Below are 24,585 nucleotides of genomic sequence, written 5' to 3'. Positions count from 1 at the left end.
CTTACGCGTCCGGCTCGGGCGCCGGCGGGTCGGCGTCCTGGGCGGCCTCGAGTAACTCCTCGACGGATTCGTCGCGGATCTCGTTGTGGAGGAGCACGCTCACAGGAAGGGTCGGCGCGCCGCTCACCAGGTTCTCGAGGAGGACGAGCCGCTCTCTGGCCCGCGACATCCCGACGTAGAACACCCGGCGCTCGTTGTCGGTGAGGAGCGGCACCGGGTCGGTCTTGGCGGTGAACTCCTCGACACCGGGGACCTCTGCGTCGTCGACCGACGCCGCCATCTGCTCGACCACCTTCTCGGTCAGGTCGGTGGCGACGAAGACGTGATCGGCCTCCCGACCCTTCGCGGAGTGGATCGTGCCGATCCGGACCCGGCTGGGATCCATCCCCCGATACTCGCCGTCGAAGTACGCCTCCACGGAGTTGCGCTGGAACGACGTGACCTTTCGGAGCATGTCCCCGGCGGAGTCGGTGCCGGGCGCGAACGGCGCAAATTCCGAGATGGTGTCGGGGTCGACCGTGAGCTCGGTGAGGTCGTCGGCGTCCGACCCCTCCTCTAACTCGTCGATGTGATCAAAGAGTTCGTCGCGGTCGTTCGTCCCGAACGCTGACTCTTGGAGCATATCAGCGAGCCGGCGGGCTTGGAGGCCGTCGAGTTCCGCCCCGGCGTCGAGGGCTTCCACGGCGCGAACGTACTGGGTCAGCCGGTCGGTCCACATCCGCTGGTCGGTCAGCGCCGAGAACGGCATCCCCAGCGGGAGGAACTCGTCGATGAACTGAAACAGTTGGTAGCGCGCCCGGAACAACACCATGATGGTCTCGTCGTCGTCACCCTGCTCGATGGTGTAACGCACGTTCCGGGCGAGATCGAGCATCGACGGGGACTCGATCCCCTCGACAGTGCCGCCCTCCTTGCGGGGCTTGAGGTCTTTCTCCTGGCGGTTGTCGATGTGGCGAATCTCTCGGTTCACAACGCTGAGCACCCGCGAGGGCAGCCGGTAGGAGTTCGGGAGCACGACGTCCTCGTCGCGGTCGGCGTCGAGAAGCAGGTTCGGGTCCGCGCCCTGCCACGCGTAGACCACCTGGTCGTCGTCGCCGGCGATCAACACGCGGTCCATGTGCGGCTTCCACTCTTCGTAGGCGTCGTACTGCAGAGTCGTGATGTCCTGGAACTCGTCGATCACCAGGTGGTCGACGTGGGGGACCAGCGACCGCTGTTTGACCCGTTCGAGCATGTCGGCGAAGCCGACAAGCCCGTGATCGCTCTTGTACGACCGCCACGCTCGGATGACCTCGGGGACGTCGACCCGGTCGTCGTCGGAGGGCCACGTCGGCGTGTACTTGTTACCCTCTTGGGCGTTGGGGTCGACCTCGGGCGGGAGACGAACCTCCTCGACGTTCCACTGGAAGGGGACGTCGTACCAGTCGGCGACGTCGCGGCGGGTCCGCTGGAGCCACTGGCTCGTGGCGATGATCTTGTTGCCGATGGTTGTCGAGCGGGCGGTCCGGCGGCCGGCGCCGCCGTACTCGTCTTCGAACTCGACGCCGTACTCCTCGCAGAACTCCTGTTTGTCGTCCTCGCCGACGACATCGCCGCGAGAGAGGTCTAACAGCTCGTACGCCTTCGCGTGCATCGTCGCCACGTTTCCCTTCAGCGAACGGGGGGAGACGCCGAGCCGCTCGGCGAGCCGCTCGCGCACCTCGGCGGCGGCCGCGCGGGTGTAGGAGACGACCAGGATGTCACGGATCGTCACGTCCTCGCGCTCCAACAGCTCGTCGACGCGGTCGAGGGGGGCAGTCGTCTTCCCGCTTCCCGGCCCACCGAACAACCGGGTTACTGTGGTGTCCGAGTCGGTCATTGGACCGTTACACACGCTTGTCCGTGATAAGTCACCTGTTTCGGGAACGCGACCTGTGCCGTCCGACGCACCTACTGGGGCCGCCACCCACAGACCGCGCAGTCGACGGCGTCGGCGTTGTGAAGCGCACCGCACTCCGGGCACTGCTTTTTGTTATACGACTCCTCCCACTGTACCGGTTGGGTCTCGTGACCGCGGTCGTCGAGGAACTCGTCGAACAGCGCGTCGTCCGGAGTTGGTGTCGCTGCCATACGACCCGTGGTATGCGTTCTCATCACTTAGGTGTACCGGCGAACCCCGCCGGCCGGAAACGGGTGTTCGTACTGACGCCGCGTCCGGGAGGACCGCCCGCTCAGACCGCGTCGAGGTCGTAGAGCGCGCCGTACTTCTCGGTGACGTAGTCGACGAACGCGTCGGCGGTGAACCCCGATCCGGTGGCCTGTGTCACGAGTTCGTCTGTCTCGTATCGGGCGCCGTGGCGGTGGACGCTCTCCGTGAGCCACTCGTGGAGCGGTTCGAACTCGCCGGCCGCCACCGACGAGTCGAGGCCGTCGACGTCGTCTTCGGCGGCGGCGTACAGCTGTGCGGCCATCGCCGACCCCAGCGAGTAGGTGGGGAAGTACCCGAAGTTGCCGTGGGCCCAGTGGATGTCCTGGAGACAGCCTTCCGAATCAGTGTCGGGGCGGATTCCGAGATACTCCTCGTACTTGTCGTTCCACACTTCCGGCACCTCTGTCACGTCGAGGTCGCCGCGGATCAGGTCGCGCTCGATCTCGTAGCGGATCACGACGTGGAGGTGGTAGGTGAGTTCGTCGGCCTCGACCCGAATCAGGTTGTTCTCGTACACCTGGTTTGCGGCCTCGTACGCCTCCCGCGGCGTCACGTCGGCGGCCTGCGGGAACTGTTCGGCGACCGTGGGGAGAAACCCCTCCCAGAACGCCCGCGACCGCCCGACGTGGTTCTCCCACAGCCGCGATTGGGACTCGTGGACCGAAAGGTCACGGTCCTCGCCCAGGGGGGTCCCGTAGTGGTCGTCCGGAAGCCCCAGGGTGTAGGTCGCGTGGCCGAACTCGTGGACGGTCGACAGCAGCGACCCCAGCGGATCCGACTCGTCGAACCGGGTGGTCACCCGGGCGTCGAACGTCGTCCCCGACGAGAACGGATGCGGCGCAGTGTCGAGCCGGCCGCGCTCCCAGGGGTACCCAAGCGCCGAGAGCACCTCCCGGCACAGTTCCTCCTGTCCATCGGCGGGGTACTCACCCAGCGACGTGAACGCGTCGGTCGCGAGGTCGACCTCGGAGTGCCTGATCTCCTCGATCATCGGCACCAGCGCGTTCTTGAGCGTCGCGAGGATCGACTCCGCGCGCTCCAAGGAGAGACACGGCTCGAACTCCTCGAAGAGGACCGCGTAGGGGTCGCGGCCAGGGTCGATGTGCTCGGCGTACTCACGGCTGAGCTCGACGTGGGTCTCCAGGTGCGGCGCGAACGACTCGAAGTCGTCGTCGGCTTTCGCCCGCTCCCACGCGGGCAACGCCTCCGAAGACGCGGTCGACATCTCCTCGATCAGCGCGTTGGGCACCGCGGCCGCGCGGTCGTGCCTCCGGCGGATCTCCCTGACCGACGCCGACTGCTCGGGGGTCAGCTCTGCGCTGTCGAGCTCGGCTAGTGCCTTCCCCACGCCATCGTCGGTGAGGAGTTCGTGCGAGAGCCCCGACAGCGTCGAGAGCTGCTGGGAACGGGCGGGGGTTCCACCCTCAGGCATCATGACCTGCTGGTCCCACGAGAGCACGCCGCTCGCCGCTCGGAGGTTTGCTACGCGTCTGTACTCCTTGAGGAGCGTCCGGTAGGCGTCCGGCGCCGACTCGGCAGCCTCGGTTTCGGATGCGTCTGTCGCCATCGTCGGACGCAAGGCGGCGTGTGGCAATCAACCCGGCGGCTGTACGCGGCGCCGACGCGGAGGCTCCGGCGTGGGCTCCCGACTCCCAGCTACTCCACCGGCCACCGTTCGGCGAGGTCCTGATAGAGCCGCCGACACCGCTCCACCACGTCGATCGAGACGCTTTCGTCGGCGGTGTGTGCCTCTCCCGGCTCTGACGCGCCGGCGATGACGCAGGTCGTCCCGGCGTCCGAAAGCCACCCGGCGTCGGTGGCGTGTGGCTTGACGACGTGCTCGGGAGTCGCCGACTGCGCCGCGTCGGCGGCGGCGAGCGCGGCATCCGCGAACCCTGCGTCGCCGCACGCCATCGGCGGCAGATCCTGGTCGACGACCCACTCGACGCCCTCAACGTTCTCGGCGCGTTCGAGCGGGACCCGCCCGCCGGGGATAGTCCGCTCGTCGACCGTGACGCTGCACGCCTCCGGAACCACGTTCCACCCGGATCCGCCCTCGATCCCGGTGACGGCGACGCTTCCTTGCATCCGGTGACCGAGGACCGTGGTCCCCGGCGTGGGGAGGTCGCGAACGACGTCGACCGCGTCACAGGCGCGGTAGACCGCGTTCACCCCGGCGTCGGGTTCGCTGGCGTGGGCCGCCCTGCCGCTGGCGGTCAGGGTCGACCCCCGCCGTCCGCGGTGGGCGACCGCAACGTCGGTCGCGTCTGGGGCGGAGTAGCCCGTGGTCCCCTCGCCCACGACGGCGTAGTCCGGCGCGAACCCGTCGTCGATGGCGGCGCGCGCGCCGACGCCGCCCTGCTCTTCCCCGACGAACGACGCAAACACGAGTTCGGCGCCCGGGTCGGCGTCGCGGAACGCACACATTGCGGCCGCGAGTGATCCCTTCATGTCCGCGGCGCCGCGGCCGTAGAGCCGACCGTCACGCTCTTCGACCACGTACGCCGGGTCGGAACCGTCGGGTGTCCCGGCCGTCACCTGCGAGGAGTGGGGGTCGACAACGTCGTGATGGCCGACGAGTGCGAGCGACGCCTCGCCCTCCCCTCGGCGGGCGATCACGTTGCCGTGGTCGTCGCGACGCACCGCGGCGTCGGTCTCCGCGCGCAGCCACGCCTCGATCTCGTCGCCCGCCGCCCGCTCGTCGTCGTGGCTCGGGATCGAGACCAGCCGCCGGGTCAGTTCCGCCACCGCCGCCGTGTTGCGACTCACACTACCGCGTGGGGTCGGCTTGGTACAAAAACCTCCGGAGTGGCCAGCCGTGTCTGGTTACGCGATAGCTGCCGGCCACCCGCCATCGGGCGGGACTGGAAGGGGCTGCGGTCTCGGCGAAGGCGGGCGATGCAAGCACTGGGGAGCGAACCGGGCGAGACCGGAGGTCTCGCTGGAAACCGGCGGCTCGCCGCCGGTGACGCAGTGAGCGACGAAGCGCGTCGTTCGAGAGAGCGCTCTCTCGTGATCACGAAAGACGCGAGCGTCTTTCGGACGACAGCGAGCCCATCGAGTCGAGACCGCGGGGGCTTCCGAGGTCTTCGCTGTTCTGTCCCCGACGATCCCATACCTGGATAAGTAGCCCCGACACTCCCCTCCGCACTACGCCTCGACAGCGACGTCCTCAAAGAACGCGAGGTCGTGAATCCGGCTGTCGGCGGTGAGTTCGGGGTGGAACGCGGTGCCGATCACCGGTCCGTCGCGGATCGCAACCGGGTCGCCCTCCCACGTCGCCAGCATCTCAACCCCGTCGCCGACCTCGTCGATAACGGGTGCGCGAATGAACACCGCCGGAAACGGCTCGTCGAAGCCGGCGACCGGCAGCGGCGCCTCGAAGCTGTCGACCTGGCGGCCGAACGCGTTGCGATCGACCGTGGCGTCGACCAGATCGAGGGTGTCGACCCGGTCGTCGTTGGCGTCGCTGGCGGCGACGATCAGCCCCGCACACGTCGCGAGCACGGGGTTCCCCGCGGCAACGTGGTCGCGGATCTCGACGTCGATCCCCTCCCGGGAGAGGAGCCGCGAGATCGCGGTCGATTCCCCGCCCGGCAACAGCAACACGTCACACTCCGGCACCGTCCCTGACTGCCTGATCTCGACGACGTCGACGTCCTTGCCGTGGGCTGCCCCCGCCCGCCGGATCGCCGCGGCGTGCTCGGAGACATCGCCCTGGACGGCGACGACACCTGCTCGTAACATACCTGACTGGAGGGATTGCGGCGACAAAAAGCGTCCGTTCCGGGGCCTTCCCGCCTCAGATCGCGACGGCGTTGAGCACGATGACGCCGACACCGAAGAGGAGCCCGAACGCGACGATGGTCTTCGGATCGATCCGGATGGCGTTGCGGTCCTCGGCGTCGAAGTAGCGGACGAGTCCCGCACTGGACATCAGCCCGCCGGAGTTCTGGCCGCTGCTCATACAGGCTGGTCGGCGGTCTGCCGTCTAAACGTTTCGGATCGACCCGTCCCCAGGTTTGATCTTCCGTCCGGAAAAACGGCCGCGTATGAGCGACGACGACTCGCTGTTCGACCGTGCCCGGCGGGCGGTCGCGGGGCCGACGCCGGCCGAACGCGCCGCAGAACTCGACGACCGAGCCGACGGCGACCCGTCGGCGCTGGACGACGACAACGTCGAGGACCTGATCGACCTGCTCGACGCCGACGACCCGGAGGCTGTGACGGACGCGCTCCACGCGCTGGGGTCGCTCGTCCGGGCCCGCCCCGGTTCGGTCGAACCCGCGGTTCCGGCGGTGTTCGCGGGCCTCTCCGAGCGCCCGGCGTCGGAGTGGACCGGTACGACGCTCGGGGACGCCTCCCAGTCGTTTATGCACGATCTCTCCCGCGGGGAGGTCCTCCTCCACGTCGCGAGGTCGAACCCTGCGGCGCTTGATCCGGTGGTGGACGACCTCGCCGACCGCTTCGCGGCGGGGACGCTGGAACCGAGAACGATCTTCGCGCTCGCGTACGCCGTCGCCGCCGCACCCGACCGAGTCGACGTTGACCCGTCGTCGGTTGCGGGCCTCGTCGCCGACAACCTCCAGGAGACCGTCGAATCGGCGGCAGAGTCCGACGACGAGGGATGGACGGAGTTGAGCCTCCAGCCGATGCCGACACGGGGCTACATCGATCTGCTCGACCGGTTCGACGACGACGCACTCGGCGCCGACGCCGTCGCGGACGTCAGAGACGCGCTCGAAACTGTCAGCCGACTGAGCCACGACGAGGAGACCGTCGCGGCCGCAGAGGAAGCGCTACCAGACGGTTAAGACGGGTTGTCGCCGTCGAACACGGGTGCCTTGCCTGGTCCCGCCCCCGGCCGCAGCTGGGGTGGTGGAAACGCTTATACAACGGCCGGAGCAACGGAGCACCGCACACGATGACTGTCCGACTACTGGATTTTCACGCCGACTGGTGCGGCCCGTGTAAGAAGCAAGACCCCATCTTAGAGGAGTTGGCCGACGAGTACGGCGATGTCGAGTTCGTCAAGATCGATGTCGACGACGAACAGGACGTCGCGAACCAGTACCAGGTCCGGTCGCTGCCGACAGTCGTGGTCGAGCGTGACAGCGACATCGTCGACCGGTTCGTCGGCTTCACCCAGCGGGAGGACATCGAGTCCGCCCTCGAGCAGGCCGCCCGGCCTGCGGGCGCCTGATACTGTCGGCTATAACTACGTGAAGATTTTCGACACCCCGGGGTGTCGAAATACGTCACGCGACTATAGCCGACAGTATGAACGTTCGCTTCTCCACCACGGTGCGCCGCCCTGCTGTGTGTACAGGCGGCCAAGGCGACTGCCTCGGGGCTTGATCCCGGGCTACGTTCACTGCTTCCAGCGCTCTCGGTCCCAACGAAACGACCCCATCGACCGTCTCGCAAAGGTTATTGCCCCACACCCGGAATCGGAACGTATGCCAAAGAACGACGCCGCGGTCGCACGCGAACTGGAAAAGCAGATCTGTATGCGCTGTAACGCCCGGAACTCCCAACGCGCCGACTCCTGCCGGAAATGCGGCTACAAGAACCTCCGGCCGAAGTCGAAAGAACGCCGCGCCGCGTAGACGCCCCGGGTCGTCGGACTCGGGCGCTATTCGTCCGGATACTTCGGTTCCCGTCGCTCCGCCCGTTTGAGCGCCCGCTCGATTACTGTTCGGACCGAGTCGCCTCGCTCACTGGGGGCCGCGCGGTAGACATCACCGTGACCGGCGTACAGCCCCGACACCGTCTCGGGGAGCCGACTGAGGATGGTCTCTATGCTCCCGATCAGTCGCTCGCGCGACTGCCCGGGGTAGTCGGTCCGTCCAAAGCTCCCGTCGTTGAACGCGCCATCGTTGTACACCACCACGTCGCCGCTGAACACCCGGTCGGCGCCGACAAAGGAGACGTGATCGTCGGCGTGGCCCGGCGTGTAGACCACCTCATAAGAGTCCCCGGAGAGGTCAACCGCCTGACCGTCTTCGAGCCCGCCGGTCCGGCGTGGGTGGTCGCCGTACGCGTAGAGGTCGGCGTCGAACCGGTCGAGCACCGCGTCGAGTTCACCCACGTGGTCGCCGTGTTGATGAGTGAGGTAGACCGCCTCGAGGTCGTCGACGTGCTCGGCGATCACGTCCGCGACGCCCGGCATAGTCCCCGCGTCGACCAACGCCGGTGCGTCGCCCGCGAGCAGGTACGCGTTGCAGGTGAACTCCGTCGCCCCCTCGGTGACGGTGTGGATCTCCATACCCGGAGCGTGCTTCGCGGCGCGCAAAAATCCTCGGCCCAGCCGCGGGTCGCTCGGTCGGACCCCCCACGTTGTGGCGTGGCTCAATCCTGCGTGTGTTTTTTATCGCTGCCCGTGTTACCGTACCACGTATGGGATTCGGGAGCTACGACGAGTCCGAACAGGAGAACCAGGACTTCGACACCGACCTCGACGACGAGGACGGCGTCGCCACCTCCCAGGCGGACCACAGGGGCGACGTCAACTTCGAGATCGGCGCGTCGAACGACGAACTCCTCGACCGGCTTGAAGAAATCAAAGGCGAGTAACCACCTCCGAGGCCGGAGACGCGGGGGCGAACAGTGGTGAAACCGGGAACGCGGGCGCTGGGTATCGCCGAGTCGACAGCCGACGACCACTGCCTGCTCTGCGGGGCTGTCGTCCGCGCCGACCGCGCCGTTGACGGCGTCGGCTTCGCGTCGGCGACCGTCGGGGGGCTTGACGCCACCGACGCGGTCCTGCGGCTGCTCGACCGGCTCGACCGCGACGACATCCGCTACCTCTTGGTGTCGGGTGTCGCCCCCGCGTGGTTCAACCTGCTCAACCTCGACCGGATCGCCGAGGCCGCCGACCGGCCGGTGTGTTCGGTCTCCTACGAGGCGAGCCCCGGGTTGGCACCGGCGATCCACCGGGCGTTCGACGGCGATGGGAGGGCGAAGCGGCTGGCGGTCTACGACCGACTCCCGCCGCGGCGACGAGTGGGCGTGAACGGCGAGACGGTGTTCGTCCGGAGTGTCGGCCTCGGCAACGGGGACGCCGCACACCACCGCGACGACGGGTCGGCGCCGACAGCCCCCGCGGAAGTCGCGAGGGTGATCCGGGCGTACACGCCGGCCGGCGGCCGCCCCGAACCGGTCCGGGTTGCCCGCCTTGTGGCCCGGGGTGGGCAGGCGTGGCGCGCTGGCGACGCCGACCGTCACGGGTAAGTCGCGTCCGTCCGGTGGTCCGGTATGACATCCGGAGCCGACAGCGACGGAGCGACACCGGGCGGGGACGGACACGGTGCCGTGCCCGACGGCGGCGACGCCCCGACAACTGATGGTGTCGACGTCGCCTCGTGTGCGCGGTGCCCCCGACTCGTCGAGTCGCGGTCGCGAATCGTCAACGGCGTCGGCCCCGACGACGCCGACCTGGTGTTTGTGGGTGAGGCCCCCGGTGCGAACGAGGACGACCGAGGCGAACCGTTCGTAGGGCGGTCGGGAAGTGTCCTTGACGACGCGCTCCGCGACGCCGGCGTGGCCCGCGCCGATGTCCGGATCACCAACTGCGTTCGGTGCCGGCCGCCGGAGAACCGCGACCCCACTCGGGAGGAGCTCGGCAACTGCCGCGGCCACCTCGTGCGCGAACTCGAGAGGGTCGACCCCGCACTCGTCGTCACGCTCGGGAAGGTCCCCGCTGAACACCTGCTGGATCGGTCGGTTCCGGTCACCTCGGAGGCGGGCGACGTCGTTGACGTACGGCTCGGCGAGCGATCCTACCGCGCTGTGATCTCGGTTCACCCCGCGGCGACGCTGTACGACGGTGGCCAGCGGGAGACGTTCTTCGACGCCGTCGCCCGCGCCGCCGATCTCGCTGGCGTCGGCGACGGCGACGCCGGCGGACAATCGGGATTGGACGCGTTCTGATCCGGGCCGGAAGCCACGCGCCGACCGCCGCCCGATAGGCCGTCTCTCACTCGTCGTGCTATTGATCGCGGAACCGACCCGGCGTGAACCGTCTCGGGGTCAAGTGGTTCGAGACACGAGGCGTCCGGTCATCACGGACATCGAAGGTTTCCGCACGACTCCGAGGCACTCCCCTTGTTTCCTCTGTAGACCACTGCTGGTGATCGGTTGTCACCCAACCGTGGTGGTGTGAGCGGTATGCGCACGTGATACACTGACAACCACGAAACCGATAGGACTTAAATCGGTGGCCCGATATATTATTATCACCTGATTCTATGCTCGCGGTACATCCGGTTCAGATCGGGTACTCGGCCGTGTTCGGCGCGGCCGCGCTGATCTGTTTTACCGCTGTTTCCCGAGCACTCAACCGGCTCGAGGACTCGGATACCCGGATCGGACTCGTTGCGCTCCTTGCCACCACCGGGCTGTGGGCGTCGTTCTACGTCGGACGAATCCTCTCTTCGGCCCCAGCAGTCCAACTCACGTTCTACATCCTCGGACTCACTGCAGGCCTGACCTCGATCGGGGCGTGGCTCTACTTCTGCTCGGCGTACGCCGGGAAGACCTACCACCGGATGTCGCTGTTTCGACAGCTCGCGGTGTTCGTCTTCGCCCTCATCCTCACAATCAAGTTCACCAGCCCGATCCACGGGCTCTACTTCAGCACCACACAGTCCACCACCCCCTTCCCCCACCTCGTGATCCGGTTGGGCGTCATCCACTGGATCGTCACCGGACTGGCGTACGCGCTGTCGGCGGTCGGGTTCTACATGTTGTTCGAGACGTTTCAGGGGTCGAACTACGCAACCGGGCGGTTGAGCCTCCTGGTCGGGCTGGCGGGGCTGCCGGTCGTGTTCGACGTGATCGCGTACTCCGGGTTCGGCCCCGTGATCACGCTCAATTACGAGCCGATCGGCGTCGCGCTGTTCGCCGTAGGTATGCTCTACGTCGCCGACGGAAGCTTCGTTGCGGTGCGGCGGTTCGGGCGGGAACAACTCCTTGCTGAACTCGATGAGGCGATCGTCATCGTCGACACCGACTGGCGGATCAAGGACACGAACGAGTCCGCCCGGGAACTGTTTCCCGACTTGACCGACAGTCTCAATGAGGCCCTCGCCGATGTGGTCCCGGAGTTCGACGACCTGCTCCCGGTCGCGGACTCGCGGGTGGCGGAGTTCGCCGAGTCGATGCCGGGCCGCAAATACCTGTTGTCAGCGCAGCCGCTGACCGCCGGCCAGACGACTGTCGGGCAGGCGCTGGTGTTGACCGACGTGACCGCGCTCGAACGCGAACGAGAGCGGGTCCGGCGCCAGGAGTCCCAACTCGACAACTTCGAGGAGGCCATCACCCACGAGCTTCGCAACATCATCAACGTCGTTCAGGGGAACATCGAGTTGGCCGCCGCGGAGTTCGACGCCGGCGACACCGAGGTCGAAGAGCGCATCCGGACGGCGTCGGCGGCCATCGACCGGATGGGGCTCATCGTGTCGGACCTGGTGACGCTCGCGCGACTCGGACGCCGCGCGGAGGAGATTGACGCCGTCGACGTTGACGCGGTGGCCAACCGGGCGTTCGCCGCCACCGCGACCGACGACCACGACCTGACGACGGTGGACACCGGCGAGGTCGACGCCGACAGGCGGCGAGTCGAGCAGCTGTTCGAGAGCCTCTTCGAGTTCTGCGTCCGGAACGACGCCACGGCCGTTGAGGTCGCACAAACCCCCGAGGCGCTCGTGATCGAAGACGACGGCCGCCCGCTGTCAGGCACGGATATCGAGCGCGCGTTCGCGTACGGACAGGCGGTTCCCGACGCCGAGTCGGGGCTGTTGCTCCCGGTGGTGCAGACACTCGCGGAGGCGCACGGATGGACGGTCGACATCGACGCCGCGTACGACGACGGCGTCCGGTTCGTGATCCGGCGGTGAACCGGGATCCGAGCCGGCCCCGACGCCCCCGGCCGGTCACCGCTTCGTCGAGATCCCGAGCCACTTTCCGGGGTTCGCGAGGTCACGGAGCGCCTCAACGACCCCTTTCGCGTCGTGCTCGCCGGGGCGGAGCCGAGCGCGGATCCGCGAGGAGACCAGTTCGATCCCTAACACGACCACGAACACCATGATCAGCCCGGCGGCGGTCCGCTGGAACTGGAAGAGATCCTGGCTGTTCCGGATCATCAGCCCGAGCCCGCCGGCGCCGACGACGCCCAGCGAGATGGCGATCCGGGTGTTGATCTCGAGGATGTAGAGCGTCCACGCGATGAACGACCGCGATACCTGGCTCAACATTCCGAAACTCACCGTTTGCGTGCCCGAGGCACCGGTCGACCGGATGGCCTCGATCGGGCCCTCGTCGATCTCTTCGAGATCGTCGGTGAACAGCCGGCCGAGGTTTCCGATGCTGTCGGTCCCGATCGCCAACACCGCAGTGATCTGGCTGGGGGGACCGATCGGGATGTAGAGGAAGATCCACACGATCGCGGGGATCGCCCGGATCGCACTCAGCGTGCCCCGAAAAAGGAAATTGAACGGGAACGGGGTGACGCGCTCGCTCCCCAACACACCCAGTACAAGCGCGAACGGGAACGCGATCACGGTCCCCATGAACCCCAGAAGGAGCGTCACCAGGCTGGCTTTCACCAGCGACAGCCGCTCGGAGCTGAAGCTCTCGAAGATCGGGGCCCCCCAGTCTCGGAAGCTCGCCGGGATCGCTCGGAGTCCGGTGATCTCGTTTTCCTTGGTGTAGACGGTGAAGTTCTGGAAATCCGGCGGAAAAAATCCCTGCGCGATGAACTCGTACATAGCGGGGAACCGGCCGGCGACGACGCCGGCCTGGAACCCGATGAACCCCACCCCCCAGTAGGTCACGCCTACGACAACCCCGAGGACCGCCACCCACAACAGATACTGGAGGCGGCGCAACCGGCGCAGGGCGCGGCGCTTCTCCTCGACCCCCCGGCCGCCGGCGTCGGCCCCGGAGCTCACGCCCCGTCACCCCCGTCGGTGGTAACGCTTGGGTCGGGCGTCGTCGACGGGACCGCGTCCGTCCCTGTCGGGTCCGTAGCGGGCGAGTCGGCGTCGGCGTCGCCGTAGTAGATCCGGTCCATCTGTTCCATTGTGAGGTCGTCGGCGTCGCCGTCAAAGATGACCTCTCCGTCGCGGATCCCCAAGAACCGGTCCCCGAACTCCCGGGCGATGTTCACCTGGTGGAGGCTGGTCACCGTCGTGAGGTCCTGTTCGGTCGCCGCCTTCTTGAGGTACCGCATCACCTCGCGGGCGGCCTTCGGGTCGAGGCTGGCGACCGGCTCATCGGCGAGCAGGATCTCGGGCTCCTGGACCAAGGCGCGGGCGATCCCGACGCGCTGTTTCTGGCCGCCGCTCATCGACTCCGCGCGCTGGCTGGCCTCCTCGAGCAGCCCAACGGTCTGCAACGACCTGAGCGCGGTGCGTTTATCACCCCCCGAGTGGAGTCCGATCGCACTCCTGAGGAGGCCGTTGCGCGACAGCGCACCGGTGAGCGCGTTCCCGAAGGCGCTCTTGCTCTCGATGAGGTAATGTTCCTGAAACACCATACCCACGTCGCTGTCGTTCTCGGATATCTCGGCGCCACCGACCCGCACTGAGCCCTCAGTCGGATCGGTGAGGCCGTTCAACACACGCAACATGGTGGACTTGCCCGCCCCAGAGGGCCCTAGGAGGATGACGAACTCGCCTTCGGAGACGCGCAGCGAGACGTCGTTGAGGGCGACGGTGTCCGCATCGTAAATCTTGGTGACGTCGTCGAATTCGATGGGTGGCATCTATTATTGTCAGCGTCGCGGGGACCCGCCACAAGGGGGACGCGGCTGTCCCTGTTTGGCGGCGGGGGACAGTTACTCGAAGATGTCGGTGCCGATACCGAGTTCGCCGGCGACGTCGATGACCGACTGGTACTCCGCTTGGCCCGCCTCGCGGACGTCGCCGAACCAGAGGTCGTCGTCGGTCCCATCCTCGCCGTCGGCGCCGTAGTAGATGTCGTCCGGGCCCTCGAGGAACGCGTTCTGGACCGCGGTCTTGGCCTCCTCGCTCAGCTCCGGCGACACCACGATGGGTGCGCGCGGGAGCCCGTTGTCCTCGTGGAGCGTGGTGGCAACCTCCTGCCACTCCTCGGGAGTCGGGCCGGTCTTGGTGTCGCGGACGAACCCACCCATCGCGGCGGCGTCGACCTGGCCCTGTTCGAGGAGCGTGTACGATCCGACGTGCCCGCCGGCGAAGCGCGCCTCGAACTCCGCTTGTGAGCCGTTGCCCTCGGGGAGTTCGCCCACGTCGAGCCCGCCCTGATTCGACATGCTGTACAGCGGGTACAGCGCGCCGCTTGTGGACAGCTGATCGGAGAACGCGACTGTCTTTCCGGAGAGGTCCGAGAGTTCGGTGATATCGCTGTCGTTGGGTGTCGCGATGATGCTCGTATACTCCCAGCTCCCGTACCCATACCGCTGGAGAACGATCTCCGCGTTCCCGGTCATGACGCCGAGCCCGGCGGCGAACGGCCCGGTCTCGGCCACGTCTGTCGTGCCCTGGCCGAGCGACTGGATCACGGCGCTGTAGTTGCTGCCGACCGTTCCCTCGACCGACAGGCCGCCCGGGACGTCGTGGTTCCCCTGTAGGTACGTGCCCACGTAGTCGAGCAGCGGCGAGTACTGGACCTCCATGTCCTCCTGCGGGACGGACGGCGAGAGCCCGAAGTTGACCGTGTTGTCGCCGCCAAACGTCATCTGTGGTTCCGGCGTCGCTGTCGGCGTCGCTGTCGCGGTGCCGGTCGATCCATCGGTCGACGCGTCGGTTTCGGTACTGCCACCGCCGCTCGACCCACCGCTACACCCTGCGATGAGCCCGGCCGCCCCGACGGCGCCAGCGGATTTGAGAAACGTTCGTCGCTTCCTCATGTGAACACCTGAAACTACGACATCAGCCAGATAAATGTTCTGCCACGGATCTATATAGCCAACAATACTCGAAAACAACCCAAAACCGCCCACTGTCGACGCCGGTCGGAACCGATTTGTCCCGCGGCCACGAAGCCCAGATATGAGCGCCCAGACGGCAGCCGACGTGGTTCTCGTCGACTACGGACTCGGGAACCTCCGGAGCGCCCAGCGCGGCCTCGAACGCGCCGGCGCGGCGGTGTCAATCACCGACGACCCGGCGCAGTTCGCGGCGGCCGACGGGATCGTGCTCCCCGGTGTCGGCGCGTTCAGCGAGGGGATGGAAAACGCCGGCCCGTTCCGCGAGCCGCTCGCGGCAGCCGCGGACCGCGGCCAGCCGGTCTTCGGGATCTGCCTCGGGATGCAGATGCTTCTGACCACGAGCGAGGAGGCCGACCACGCGGGCCAAGGCGAGGTCGAAGGGCTGGACTTCGTCCCCGGCACCAACCTCCGGTTCGACACCGGGGTGAAAGTGCCGCACATGGGGTGGAATGAACTCGATATCGAGCACGAGCACCCGATCGTCAGCGGCGTCGACAGCGTGGGATCGGAGATCCCACTGGCGGACGGAACCACCACAGGTGGGTCCGTCGACGGCGACTACGCTTACTTCGTCCACTCCTACTACGCCGACCCCGCCGACCCCGATTCGATCGTGGCGACGACCGACTACGGCACCGACTTCCCCGCGGTGATCGCAAACGAGGCGGGCAACGTCTTCGGCACGCAGTTCCACCCCGAGAAGTCCGGCGAAACCGGCCTGCGCATCCTCCGAAACTTCGTTGAGTACTGCGCCGACCGATAGCTCCCCGAGGCCTTTTGAGAGTCCCCGGAGTACGCCACCGTATGCAGGTAGTCACGCTGGGTCCCGCAGGCACGTACTCCCACAGAGCCGCCCGCGCAATTGACGACGACGTGGCGTTCCGGGAGTCGGTGTCTGCGATCGTCGCCGCGGTCGACGCCGAGGAGTACGAACGCGGTGTCGTCCCAATCGAAAACAGCATCGAAGGCAGCGTTACCGAGACGCTCGACGCCATCGCCGACGCGGATGTCGCAGTCACCCAGGAAGTAATCACCCCGATCCGCCACGCCCTGCTGGCGCAGTCGCCGAATTTCGACACCATCGCCTCCCATTCCCAGGCGCTTGCACAGTGCCGGTCGTACCTCGAAACCGAATACCCCGGCCACGATCTTGAGGCGGTCACGAGCACCGCCGCGGGGGTCGAACGCGCCCGCGAGGACCCCACGGTCGCCGGAATCGGCCACCCGGACAACGCCGGCGATGATCTCGAAGTCATCGCCGAGGACATCCAGGATCGCTCCTCGAACGCGACACGCTTCTTTGTGGCCGCACCCACCTCGGCGCGGTCCGAGGGCGGAGGCAAGTCCACCGTGGTGGTCTACCCGAACGCCAACTACCCCGGACTCCTACTCGAACTGCTCGAAGCGTTCGCCGACCGCGACATCAACCTCTCGCGGATCGAGTCCCGCCCGAGCGGGAACCGGTTGGGCGATTATCTCTTCCACATCGACTTCGAGGCCGGCCTCTACGAGGACCGTGCGCAGGCAGCGCTCGACGATATCGATGCGATCGCCGAGAACGGCTGGGTCAAGCGGTTGGGGTCGTACGACAAGCGGCACGTGCTCTACTAGCCACCTTTTTTGTCGGGGGTCCTCGGCCGCGCTGCGCGCGGCCTCGAACCCCCGCAAAAAATCTGGATCAAAAGATCCCGACTCACGGCCCGGCCGTGAGTTGGTGAACCGCTCGCTCACTGCGTTCGCTCGCGGATACCGCTGGATCCCACTTGTTTATACTGTGTGATAGAACTTTTGTTATGGTGTTTATTACACCATTAGAGCGTGTCATAGAAAGGTTCACACAGCTCACTGAAGCAGCTTAAACAAATTGAAATCGCCGTGCACTTAGTGCACGCTGATTTGAGCTTGTTTTAGCTATGACGAAAGAGAAGTTCGGAGTCGCTGTTGGCGAGGAGACCGTGCAAGAAGTGGATGAGTTGGTCGCAGAGTGTGACGATCTCGGAGCGGCTGGCTCCGAGATCGTCGAAGCCATCCTCACAGCGTTCGTTCAATCCGAGACAAACCACGTTGAACAGATACGAGAGATCATTATTCGGAAACGAAAGGGTACTCTCTGACTGATTTTAAACTTCGTGCACCAAGTGCACGTACTTCTAAGCTAATAGCCTGCTATAATAGTAATTAAAATGATCATAGTGTGTGAAGAGTTCTATGACACGCTCCCATTAAATAATTGAATCAGGCGTGAGATCTTGGTTGCGTGCTGAGCGATCACCGCTTTCGCAATCAGTAACTGACCACAACGGTTATACTCAATCCCACTTTAAGTGGGAATATGACGAAGGTGGATTCAAAAGGGCGGATCGTCCTCCCGAAGGAGGTTCGAGAACGGCTCGGTATTACTCCTGGCACAGAAGTAGATATCCACGAAGAAGACGGGAAAGCAGTCGTTGAGCCGGAGGACGATCCCGAGCAGGTTATCGAGCGGATGGAGCAACTCATTGCGGACACATCGTCGGATCGTGGAGAGACGACTCCGCTTGACGAACCCGTCAATCCGATTGCCCAGAAGCATAGAGACGCTGTTCGGAAAGGGGCAGAGAAAACCAGCGATGAGTGACGCTGGGAGCCCGTATCTGTTCGATGTCGGCGTGATAGCCCTCGCACATACAGAGGCCCCTGTTCGAGATGCTGCGCTTTCGTATGTCCGAGATGCCATCGCTGGCGACATCGATGCCGTTGTTCCGTATCCTGCGCTATTCGGAGCGCACACTGTCCTGACGACGTACTACGGACGGTCACACGCAGACGCATCCCGGCTGCTCCAGAATTTTATGGATGCTAAACGAATCCAGTGGTACGACGGGATGCCTGAGGACGTAGTTCGGGGTGGGTTTTCTCAGGCGAGTGACGCAAACGTCAGTGGGTGGGACGGGTACTATGCGCAGGTAGCGGTCGACGAAGGGGTGAATACCGCGGTGACGATCGACGACGACTTCGAGCGATTTGACGCATTCGATACTGAGATCATTCTCTCATCCGACGAATTTAGCGAACTGAACAAATTCCTCGGAAACTAATTCCAGCGTCCGAGCAGAGTGCGTCTGTGGTGAAGATCAGTTGAAGGGGTTGTCAGCGGTGTCCAACCGAGAGTCGATGGATACAGTGACGTGACGTACATTACCGCTCGTCTCCGTGGGCAACGTACAGCGTTCCGCCCCCGGGCAGTGACGTCGGCACCGCGGAGACTGCCGGCGGGTCGCCGCCGAGAGTAGTGAACCGGAAGTCGGCGTCGACCGCCTCGGCTACCGCGAGCGCCGGACGGTGCAGTTCCGGCGGGAGGTTCAGGCCGTACAGGAGGTCGGCGTCGTAGACAGCGCCGGGATGGTCGCGCTCGCTGGCCGTGACGACGTCGTCGCGGGCGAACGACACCGACGGGGGCACGTCGCAGTCGACGACATCCGTGGCGGCCACTGCGACCCCGGCGTCGGCGAGCCCCGCGGCGATGTCGGAACGGCGACCGATCCCGACCTCGACCGCTGAGGCGTACTCCGAAAACCGGCCGACCAGGGCGGTATCACGGCGCGTACTCACGGCGGGATATTTATCACTCCACCCTGTTTAACCGTTCGTATGCTCGTCGACATCGTGCCGATCGGGGACCTCCCGGCCCAGGTCAAACGGGAGGCGTCGGCCGCGCTACGGGGGGTCTACGACTGCGAAGTCACCGTCCAGGAGGAGCAGTCGATCCCCGACGGCGCGTTCGACCGGAGCCGGAACCAGTACCGCGCCGAGCAGTTCATCGAACTGGCGAGCCGGGTCGGCACGGGCGAGAAGAACATCGGCATCACTTCTCAGGACCTCTACTACCGCCGGCGGAACTACGTGTTCGGACTGGCGTACCTCAACGGCAACGGCTCCGTGATCTCCACACACCGGCTTCAGACCTCCTCGGACGGCGGTATCAGCTCGAAGCCCCAGTCGGAGGTGTTCGCCGACCGCGTCCGGAAGGAGGTGGTCCACGAAATTGGCCACACGTTTGGGTTGGAACACTGCGACAACAGCAAGTGCGTGATGTCGTTCTCCCCGACCGTACGGGAGGTTGACGTGAAAGAGGAGAACCTCTGTGGCTCCTGCAGCCAGTCGCTGTACTGATACGTTCCCCGACGTGCGCCCGGCATCGTGACACAGTATTAAGCTCGCTCCCCCCGTATCGCCGGGTATGGAGTATCTCGTCGCAGTCGACGGCTCGGAGTCGAGCACCCACGCGCTCGAACACGCCACCGTCCCCGTAACCGTGGTGAAGTGATCCCGACCGCTACGCTGGAGGCCCGGGCGTGATCGACCTCGACGGCAGCGACGGCGGCGGCCAGTTGGTCCGGACCGCGCTCACCCTCTCGGCGCTCGACAGGGAGGCGTTTCGGATGGAGCGGGTCCGCGGGAACAGGTCGAACCCGGGACTGAAGCGCCAGCACCTCGCGTGTGTGAAGACGGTTGCAGCGCTCACCGACGCCGACATCGAGGGGGCCGCGATCGGCTCGGAGACGCTCCGGTTCGAGCCGACCGCGGGCCCCGACGCGACCGACGCCCCCGACGAGGTCGCGGTCGATATCCGGACCGCGGGCAGTGTCACGCTCGTTGCCGATACGCTCCTCCCGCTCGCGACCCGGATCGACGGTCCCGTCCGCGCCGACCTGACCGGCGGAACCGACGTGCAGTGGTCGCCGTCGACCGACTACCTCCGGCGGGTCAAACTCCCGCTGCTTCGCGGGTTCGGGCTCGACGCCGACGTGGCTGTGGAGCGACGGGGGTTCTTCCCCGCCGGCGGGGGCGAACTCGCCGTCGCGGTCCAGCCCTCGTCGCTGGAACCGATCGAGTTCGGGGAACGTGAGGGAGCCACTCCCGATAGGGACGCGCCCGGCATCGACGCCCCGAGTTCCGCTCCCGACGCCTCTGTGCACGCCGTCGCGGCGACCGATCTCGACGGTGGTGACACGGCCGACGAACTGGCCGACGCGGCGGTGACGGAACTCCACGACCGCGGGATCGACGGCGCCGCGACCGCGGCGACTGCGTCCGTCGACGCCGACTCCCCCGGATCGGTGCTCACAGTCGCGGTCGGCGAGCCACCGGGACCCGGAGGTGAGACAGGTTCGCCGGCTTCACGAGCCGGGTTCGTCGGATACGGCGGCGCAGACGATCACCCGCCGTCGTTGGCCGAAAGCGTTGCCGACGCGGTCGAGCGATGGCTGGCGACCGGCGCCCCGGTCGACGCCCACCTCGCCGACCAGCTCGTGGTGTGGGTCGCGCTCGCCGGCGGTGCGGTTCCGATCCCGCGGCTCACGGATCACGTCCGGACCAACGTCGATCTCGTCTCCGAATTCGGGTACGACGTCTCGATCGCAGACCGCGGCGGGACGCCGACGGTGGTCTCGTCGGGAGACGGATAGCGAACAGCGGTCAGCTCCGACACGACATCGACGCTCGAGCCGCTCTCACGGCGCGTAGTAGTACTCGCCCTGTCTTTTCTGCTCCCGGTCGAGTTGGGAGTCGGGCTTGTTGATCCGCGGTCGCTTCGTCCGCTCGTCCCGGCGGAACGTGATATCGAGGTCCTCGAGGAAGTCGTTCATCCCCGCACGCATCTCCTGGGGGACACCCGCGTGGCCGTACTCGGAGGGCTCGCCGTCGAACACCATCAGCCGGTCGGCCAGCAGGTCGATCATATAGATGTCGTGGTCGATGACCAACACCGTCTCGTCGTGGTTCTCGGCGTACCGGCGGATGGCGGTCGTCGCCTGCACGCGCTGTTCGACGTCGAGGTGCGCGGAGGGTTCGTCCATCACGTAGAGGTCGGCGTCCTCCGAGAGCGAGGCCGCGATTGCGACCCGCTGGCGCTCCCCGCCCGAGAGGTCGTCGAGGTTGCGCTCCATAATCCGTTCCAACTGGAGCGGCTTCGCCACCTCGGTGTTCCAGTAGGAGGTCCCGAAGTCGTCGGTGATCGACGAGAGGAACGCGTCGACGCGCATCGGCTGGTCGATCTCGATGTACTGCGGCTTATACGAGATGTCGAGCCGGGCGTCGAGGCTACCGTCGTCGGGTTCCAGCGCACCGGTAAACAGCTTCGCGAGCGTGGACTTCCCGATCCCGTTGGGGCCGACCACGCCCAGGACCTCCGACTCGTAGATCGTGCCTGGGTCGACCTCCAGCGAGAACTCCCCGTCGCCGTACGATTTCGACAGCGCTGGGTACTCAACCAGCGGCGTCGACTTCGAGGCCTCCCGCGGGGCGTGTTCGTGGAACTCGATCTCGTCGGGCCGGATGCGCATGTTCTCGTTGGAGAGGTAGCCCGTGAGGTACTCGTTGATGCCGTTCCGGACCGACTTGGGGTCGGTGACCACACCGAACGCCCCGGGTTCGCCGTAGGCGACGTGCAGCGAGTCCGCGAGCAGGTCCAGAATGGCGAGGTCGTGTTCGACCACGAGGACGGCGCGGTCCTCCTCGTCGGCGAGTTCCTGGATCAGCCGCGCGGCGGTCACTCGCTGGCCGATGTCGAGATACGGCGACACCTCGTCGAGGAAGTAGAAGTCGCGGTCGCGCGCGAGAGTGGCCGCGAGGGCGACCCGCTGGAGCTCCCCGCCCGAGAGGGTATCCAGCGGCTGGTCGACCACCGGCCGGATCCCGAGACGGTCGATGTAATCGTCGAGGGCCCCGCGTTCGTCGGTCGAGGAAAGCAGGTCGATGGTGGCCCCGTCGAACTGCGCCGGGAGTTGGTCGACGTACTGAGGCTTCCGGGCGATGGTGATCTCGCCGGCTTGAACCCGCTCGATGTAGGTCTGTAGCTCCGTTCCGCGGTAGCGATCGAGGACGTGCTCCCAGCCGGGGTCGGTGCCGTAGTCCCCGAGGTTCGGGACCATCTCGTCGGCGAGTGCCCGGACTGCCGTGGTCTTCCCGATGCCGTTCGGGCCGAGGATCCCCGTGACGGTTCCGGGTTCGGGGATCGGCAGACCGTACAGGGCGAACGCGTTCTCGCCGTAGCGGTGGACCGGGTCGTCCTCGAGTTCCGTGGGGAGGTTGATGATCTCGATCGCGTCGAACGGGCACTTCTCGACGCAGATCCCGCAGCTTTCCCCCAGACAGATCTCCTCGGAGATCCGGATCTGGTTGGGGTCGCCGTCGAAGGGTTCGTCTTTGTCGTAATGTTCCTCCCGAGTGACGATGCACTCCTGACCCGTCCGGTTCGGCGGGCAGTAGTTCGCACACTCGTAGTTACACCGGTCGGGCTGACACCGGTCGAGGTCGACGACCGCGATGCTGTCGTCCGCCATCGATCAGATCGAGACGCCTTCGGTCAGGATGATCCCGAACGTGACGAACCACAGCGTGAACGTCATGAACACCACGTAGAGGTAGTCTTTCGCGCCGAACTCCGAGACGTCGATCCCGGTCACGCGCAGGATGGGAAACTGCGCGGCGGTCAGCGCGCCCACGATGAGCAGCGACTGCCTGCTCGCGGCGTCTTCGACGCCGGTGCCGACGAACCGGGCCGACACCAGTGCCGCGATCACCCCCGCGAGGCAGGCGAGTGTGGTGACCGTGACCCCCCGGAGGTGATCGGAGAGTCCGTCCTGCGATTCCGTAGCCATACTTCCGTATCCGTCACGGGGCGTCAAAAGCCGTTCGTTCCCGCCGCCCGGAGCCGCCCCCCGTTCGCTCCGAACACCCGACCGGGGAGCCCGGATACGGTTTCGAAGTGGTTAAAACCGCCACGGCGGTAGAACCGACAACTCGCTGGTCGGACGGGACGCCAGCGGGCACCCGAGACATCGGGACGAAATGTGGGTCGGCGTCGAACGCCGCCCGAATCGCAAGCGCCCGTGGTGAACCCAATGGCACGAAGCTTCTACTCACACATCAAGGACGCATGGAAACAGCCCGGCGACGGCAAACTCGCCGAGTTGCAGTGGCAGCGAAAACAGGAGTGGCGCGACGAGGGCGCCATCGTCCGGATCGACCGACCCACGCGGCTCGACAAGGCCCGCGAACTGGGCTACAAAGCCAAGCAGGGCGTCGTCGTCGTCCGCGCGTCGGTTCGCAAGGGCAACGCCCGCAAGCAGCGATTCACAGCCGGCCGCCGCAGCAAGCGCCAGGGCGTCAACCGGATCGGCCGCCGGAAGAGCATCCAGCGCATCGCCGAGGAGCGCGTCGCCCGGAAATACCCCAACCTCCGGACGCTCGCTTCGTACTGGGTCGGCGAGGACGGCTCCCAGAAGTGGCACGAGGTGATCCTCGTAGACCCCGAACACCCCGCGATCGAGAACGACGACGACCTCTCGTGGATCTGCAGCGACGACCACAAGGGGCGGGCGTTCCGTGGCCTCACCAACGCCGGTCGCTCCAACCGCGGGCTCCAGAACCGCGGGAAGGGCGCCGAGCACACCCGGCCCAGCATCGGCGCCGAGAAGCGGCGCGGGAAGTAGGAACCCACCTTTTTTCACCGGGGCCTCGCACCGCCTTCGGCGGCGCTCGACCCCGGGCAAAAAATCTGTCTCGCTGAGCGGAGCGAAGCGAGGCTCGTGAGGCGCCTGCGCCTCACGGTGGACCAAAAAATTCGCCGACATCGCGGCCTTCGGAAGAGCAAGCTCTTCCGTGCTCCCGTTCGCCTCCGGCTCACGGGAACTCCGGCCGCTCGTCGGCGTGAACCGCTCGCTCACTGCGTTCGCTCGCGGACGTTTGACGACGATTACTCTCCCGATTCTTCCGTCACGGAGTGGACACCGTCCACGAGAGGCGCCGATAACGTACCCGAATCAACAGCCTACCCCCGCGGGTCCAGATCCGGTCCGGGGTACGCCCCGCCGACGACCTCCGGGTACAGACTCCCGGCGTCGAACAGCGCCGCGAACGCCTCCGGGTGGCGTGCGCTCACCGTGAGATCCGTCCCGAGGGTCGCGCCCGCCTTCGCCGAGCGGAGTTGGTCGTCGAACGTGAGGAGGTGCATCGCGCCGCCGCGGTAGGCGCTCCCCAAGGCGGGGTTGTCTCCGGGGGGATGTGAGACGGGTTCCCGCCACGCTTCCACCCGCTCGCGCCACGCCGTTGCGAGGGCCGCGTCGGCGAGGTCGGCGACGGCCGCCGCGGCGTCGTCCAGAAGTGGGTCGCTCGCGAGCAGCGTGGTCCAACTGTGGCTCCGGAGAGGGTCGAGCGCGTTCCGGGCGTCGCCGCCGACGAGGAGGTCCGCCGCGAGTATGTCGGCGTCGGCGACAACGCGGGCGGGGCCGGCATCAGCCGGCGGCGACACCGGCGATTCGGGGTCCGTGTCCGCTCCGTTCCCCGCCCGAACCGACGCGAGCGCGTCACGGACCGCGCGCTCGTCGGCGTCAACCTCGGCTGCGCGCTCGAACAGCGAACCCCACGAGTCCATATTCAGCGA

Annotated in this window: 29 protein-coding genes; 15 read left to right on the top strand and 14 right to left on the bottom strand. The window is 66.4% G+C overall.

What is annotated here, in order from left to right; translation table 11 throughout:
* Position 1: 1 nt before the first annotated feature.
* From IEX72_RS00725 to IEX72_RS00700, 6 genes are all read right to left on the bottom strand, one after another.
* A complete protein-coding gene (locus tag IEX72_RS00725; protein ID WP_188785453.1) occupies positions 2–1,858 on the bottom strand; it encodes a UvrD-helicase domain-containing protein in 1,857 nt (618 codons plus the stop codon).
* A 71-nt stretch (positions 1,859–1,929) separates the two neighbouring features.
* Complete coding sequence (locus tag IEX72_RS00720) at positions 1,930–2,109, bottom strand: HVO_0416 family zinc finger protein (RefSeq protein ID WP_188785451.1); 180 nt, start codon at positions 2,107–2,109, stop codon at positions 1,930–1,932.
* Between the two features lie 101 nt (positions 2,110–2,210).
* Entirely contained in the window at positions 2,211–3,755 is a 1,545-nt protein-coding gene (locus IEX72_RS00715) for a carboxypeptidase M32 (protein ID WP_188785449.1), read from the bottom strand.
* Between the two features lie 89 nt (positions 3,756–3,844).
* On the bottom strand, positions 3,845–4,957 hold the full coding sequence (locus IEX72_RS00710) for a M20 family metallopeptidase (RefSeq protein WP_188785447.1): 1,113 nt from the start codon (positions 4,955–4,957) through the stop codon (positions 3,845–3,847).
* Positions 4,958–5,338: 381 nt separating this feature from the next.
* Entirely contained in the window at positions 5,339–5,935 is a 597-nt protein-coding gene (gene pdxT, locus IEX72_RS00705) for a pyridoxal 5'-phosphate synthase glutaminase subunit PdxT (RefSeq protein WP_188785445.1), read from the bottom strand.
* Between the two features lie 55 nt (positions 5,936–5,990).
* Complete coding sequence (locus tag IEX72_RS00700) at positions 5,991–6,155, bottom strand: preprotein translocase subunit Sec61beta (RefSeq protein ID WP_188785443.1); 165 nt, start codon at positions 6,153–6,155, stop codon at positions 5,991–5,993.
* 85 nt (positions 6,156–6,240) lie between these two features.
* Between IEX72_RS00700 and IEX72_RS00695 the strand changes: the two genes are divergently transcribed.
* The 3 genes from IEX72_RS00695 to IEX72_RS00685 all read left to right on the top strand — a co-directional run bounded on the left by IEX72_RS00695 (position 6,241) and on the right by IEX72_RS00685 (position 7,797).
* Positions 6,241–7,002 (top strand): hypothetical protein, encoded by a 762-nt coding sequence (locus IEX72_RS00695; protein ID WP_188785440.1) that lies wholly within the window; start codon positions 6,241–6,243, stop codon positions 7,000–7,002.
* A 110-nt stretch (positions 7,003–7,112) separates the two neighbouring features.
* Positions 7,113–7,391, top strand: coding sequence for a thioredoxin (trxA, locus tag IEX72_RS00690; protein ID WP_188785438.1), 279 nt, complete (start codon positions 7,113–7,115; stop codon positions 7,389–7,391).
* A gap of 256 nt (positions 7,392–7,647) precedes the next feature.
* Positions 7,648–7,797 carry a 50S ribosomal protein L40e gene (locus tag IEX72_RS00685; protein ID WP_188785436.1) on the top strand — a complete coding sequence of 50 codons (150 nt, stop codon included), beginning with the start codon at positions 7,648–7,650 and terminating at the stop codon, positions 7,795–7,797.
* A gap of 26 nt (positions 7,798–7,823) precedes the next feature.
* On the opposite strand, the gene IEX72_RS00680 is transcribed toward IEX72_RS00685, so the two are convergent.
* The gene (locus IEX72_RS00680) at positions 7,824–8,456 is read right to left on the bottom strand and encodes an MBL fold metallo-hydrolase (protein ID WP_188785433.1); all 633 of its coding nucleotides are present in this window, start codon (positions 8,454–8,456) and stop codon (positions 7,824–7,826) included.
* 131 nt (positions 8,457–8,587) lie between these two features.
* On the opposite strand from IEX72_RS00680, the gene IEX72_RS00675 reads away from it, so the two are divergent.
* The 4 genes from IEX72_RS00675 to IEX72_RS00660 all read left to right on the top strand — a co-directional run bounded on the left by IEX72_RS00675 (position 8,588) and on the right by IEX72_RS00660 (position 12,087).
* Positions 8,588–8,764, top strand: coding sequence for a DUF5786 family protein (locus tag IEX72_RS00675; RefSeq protein WP_188785432.1), 177 nt, complete (start codon positions 8,588–8,590; stop codon positions 8,762–8,764).
* Between the two features lie 36 nt (positions 8,765–8,800).
* A complete protein-coding gene (locus IEX72_RS00670; protein WP_188785430.1) occupies positions 8,801–9,421 on the top strand; it encodes an endonuclease dU in 621 nt (206 codons plus the stop codon).
* 24 nt (positions 9,422–9,445) lie between these two features.
* Entirely contained in the window at positions 9,446–10,120 is a 675-nt protein-coding gene (locus IEX72_RS00665) for a uracil-DNA glycosylase (protein WP_188785429.1), read from the top strand.
* A 317-nt stretch (positions 10,121–10,437) separates the two neighbouring features.
* Positions 10,438–12,087 (top strand): sensor histidine kinase, encoded by a 1,650-nt coding sequence (locus IEX72_RS00660; protein ID WP_188785427.1) that lies wholly within the window; start codon positions 10,438–10,440, stop codon positions 12,085–12,087.
* A 36-nt stretch (positions 12,088–12,123) separates the two neighbouring features.
* On the opposite strand, the gene IEX72_RS00655 is transcribed toward IEX72_RS00660, so the two are convergent.
* The 3 genes from IEX72_RS00655 to IEX72_RS00645 form a co-directional block, all read right to left on the bottom strand.
* On the bottom strand, positions 12,124–13,140 hold the full coding sequence (locus IEX72_RS00655; protein ID WP_188785425.1) for a PhnE/PtxC family ABC transporter permease: 1,017 nt from the start codon (positions 13,138–13,140) through the stop codon (positions 12,124–12,126).
* A complete protein-coding gene (locus tag IEX72_RS00650) occupies positions 13,137–13,955 on the bottom strand; it encodes a phosphonate ABC transporter ATP-binding protein (RefSeq protein ID WP_188785423.1) in 819 nt (272 codons plus the stop codon). Before IEX72_RS00650 ends, IEX72_RS00655 begins: the two co-directional genes overlap by 4 nt.
* A 72-nt stretch (positions 13,956–14,027) precedes the next feature.
* Positions 14,028–15,080, bottom strand: coding sequence for a substrate-binding domain-containing protein (locus IEX72_RS00645; RefSeq protein ID WP_188785421.1), 1,053 nt, complete (start codon positions 15,078–15,080; stop codon positions 14,028–14,030).
* A 142-nt stretch (positions 15,081–15,222) separates the two neighbouring features.
* On the opposite strand from IEX72_RS00645, the gene hisH reads away from it, so the two are divergent.
* The 5 genes from hisH to IEX72_RS00620 all read left to right on the top strand — a co-directional run bounded on the left by hisH (position 15,223) and on the right by IEX72_RS00620 (position 18,238).
* Positions 15,223–15,924 carry an imidazole glycerol phosphate synthase subunit HisH gene (gene hisH, locus IEX72_RS00640; protein ID WP_188785419.1) on the top strand — a complete coding sequence of 234 codons (702 nt, stop codon included), beginning with the start codon at positions 15,223–15,225 and terminating at the stop codon, positions 15,922–15,924.
* A gap of 41 nt (positions 15,925–15,965) precedes the next feature.
* On the top strand, positions 15,966–16,772 hold the full coding sequence (gene pheA, locus IEX72_RS00635) for a prephenate dehydratase (RefSeq protein WP_188785417.1): 807 nt from the start codon (positions 15,966–15,968) through the stop codon (positions 16,770–16,772).
* Positions 16,773–17,074: 302 nt separating this feature from the next.
* Positions 17,075–17,275 carry a hypothetical protein gene (locus tag IEX72_RS00630; protein WP_188785415.1) on the top strand — a complete coding sequence of 67 codons (201 nt, stop codon included), beginning with the start codon at positions 17,075–17,077 and terminating at the stop codon, positions 17,273–17,275.
* Between the two features lie 218 nt (positions 17,276–17,493).
* The gene (locus IEX72_RS00625; protein WP_188785413.1) at positions 17,494–17,778 is read left to right on the top strand and encodes an AbrB/MazE/SpoVT family DNA-binding domain-containing protein; all 285 of its coding nucleotides are present in this window, start codon (positions 17,494–17,496) and stop codon (positions 17,776–17,778) included.
* Complete coding sequence (locus IEX72_RS00620) at positions 17,771–18,238, top strand: hypothetical protein (protein WP_188785411.1); 468 nt, start codon at positions 17,771–17,773, stop codon at positions 18,236–18,238. The genes IEX72_RS00625 and IEX72_RS00620 overlap by 8 nt, the downstream gene beginning before the upstream one ends.
* Before the next feature lie 100 nt (positions 18,239–18,338).
* Here the strand turns inward: IEX72_RS00620 and IEX72_RS00615 are convergent, their stop codons facing one another.
* Entirely contained in the window at positions 18,339–18,752 is a 414-nt protein-coding gene (locus tag IEX72_RS00615) for a UPF0146 family protein (RefSeq protein ID WP_188785409.1), read from the bottom strand.
* A 39-nt stretch (positions 18,753–18,791) separates the two neighbouring features.
* On the opposite strand from IEX72_RS00615, the gene IEX72_RS00610 reads away from it, so the two are divergent.
* Together IEX72_RS00610 and IEX72_RS00605 are read left to right on the top strand one after the other, a co-directional pair.
* Positions 18,792–19,313, top strand: a complete 522-nt coding sequence (locus IEX72_RS00610) for an archaemetzincin family Zn-dependent metalloprotease (RefSeq protein ID WP_188785406.1) — start codon at positions 18,792–18,794, stop codon at positions 19,311–19,313.
* A gap of 182 nt (positions 19,314–19,495) precedes the next feature.
* Positions 19,496–20,608, top strand: coding sequence for an RNA 3'-terminal phosphate cyclase (locus IEX72_RS00605; protein ID WP_188785404.1), 1,113 nt, complete (start codon positions 19,496–19,498; stop codon positions 20,606–20,608).
* A gap of 45 nt (positions 20,609–20,653) precedes the next feature.
* Here the strand turns inward: IEX72_RS00605 and IEX72_RS00600 are convergent, their stop codons facing one another.
* Together IEX72_RS00600 and IEX72_RS00595 are read right to left on the bottom strand one after the other, a co-directional pair.
* Positions 20,654–22,483: a ribosome biogenesis/translation initiation ATPase RLI gene (locus IEX72_RS00600; RefSeq protein WP_188785402.1), complete on the bottom strand. Its 1,830-nt coding sequence runs from the start codon at positions 22,481–22,483 to the stop codon at positions 20,654–20,656.
* Positions 22,484–22,486: 3 nt separating this feature from the next.
* Positions 22,487–22,801 carry an EMC6-like membrane protein gene (locus IEX72_RS00595; RefSeq protein WP_188785400.1) on the bottom strand — a complete coding sequence of 105 codons (315 nt, stop codon included), beginning with the start codon at positions 22,799–22,801 and terminating at the stop codon, positions 22,487–22,489.
* Positions 22,802–23,044: 243 nt separating this feature from the next.
* On the opposite strand from IEX72_RS00595, the gene IEX72_RS00590 reads away from it, so the two are divergent.
* Complete coding sequence (locus tag IEX72_RS00590; RefSeq protein WP_188785398.1) at positions 23,045–23,635, top strand: 50S ribosomal protein L15e; 591 nt, start codon at positions 23,045–23,047, stop codon at positions 23,633–23,635.
* 338 nt (positions 23,636–23,973) lie between these two features.
* Here IEX72_RS00590 and IEX72_RS00585 read toward each other — a convergent pair whose 3' ends face one another.
* Entirely contained in the window at positions 23,974–24,576 is a 603-nt protein-coding gene (locus tag IEX72_RS00585; protein ID WP_229663682.1) for a DUF7384 family protein, read from the bottom strand.
* Positions 24,577–24,585: the final 9 nt, after the last annotated feature.

Origin of the sequence: Halobellus salinus (genome assembly GCF_014646875.1) — an archaeon.
GTDB lineage: Archaea > Halobacteriota > Halobacteria > Halobacteriales > Haloferacaceae > Haloquadratum > Haloquadratum salinum.
This window is presented reverse-complemented; position numbering and strand designations above follow the sequence as displayed.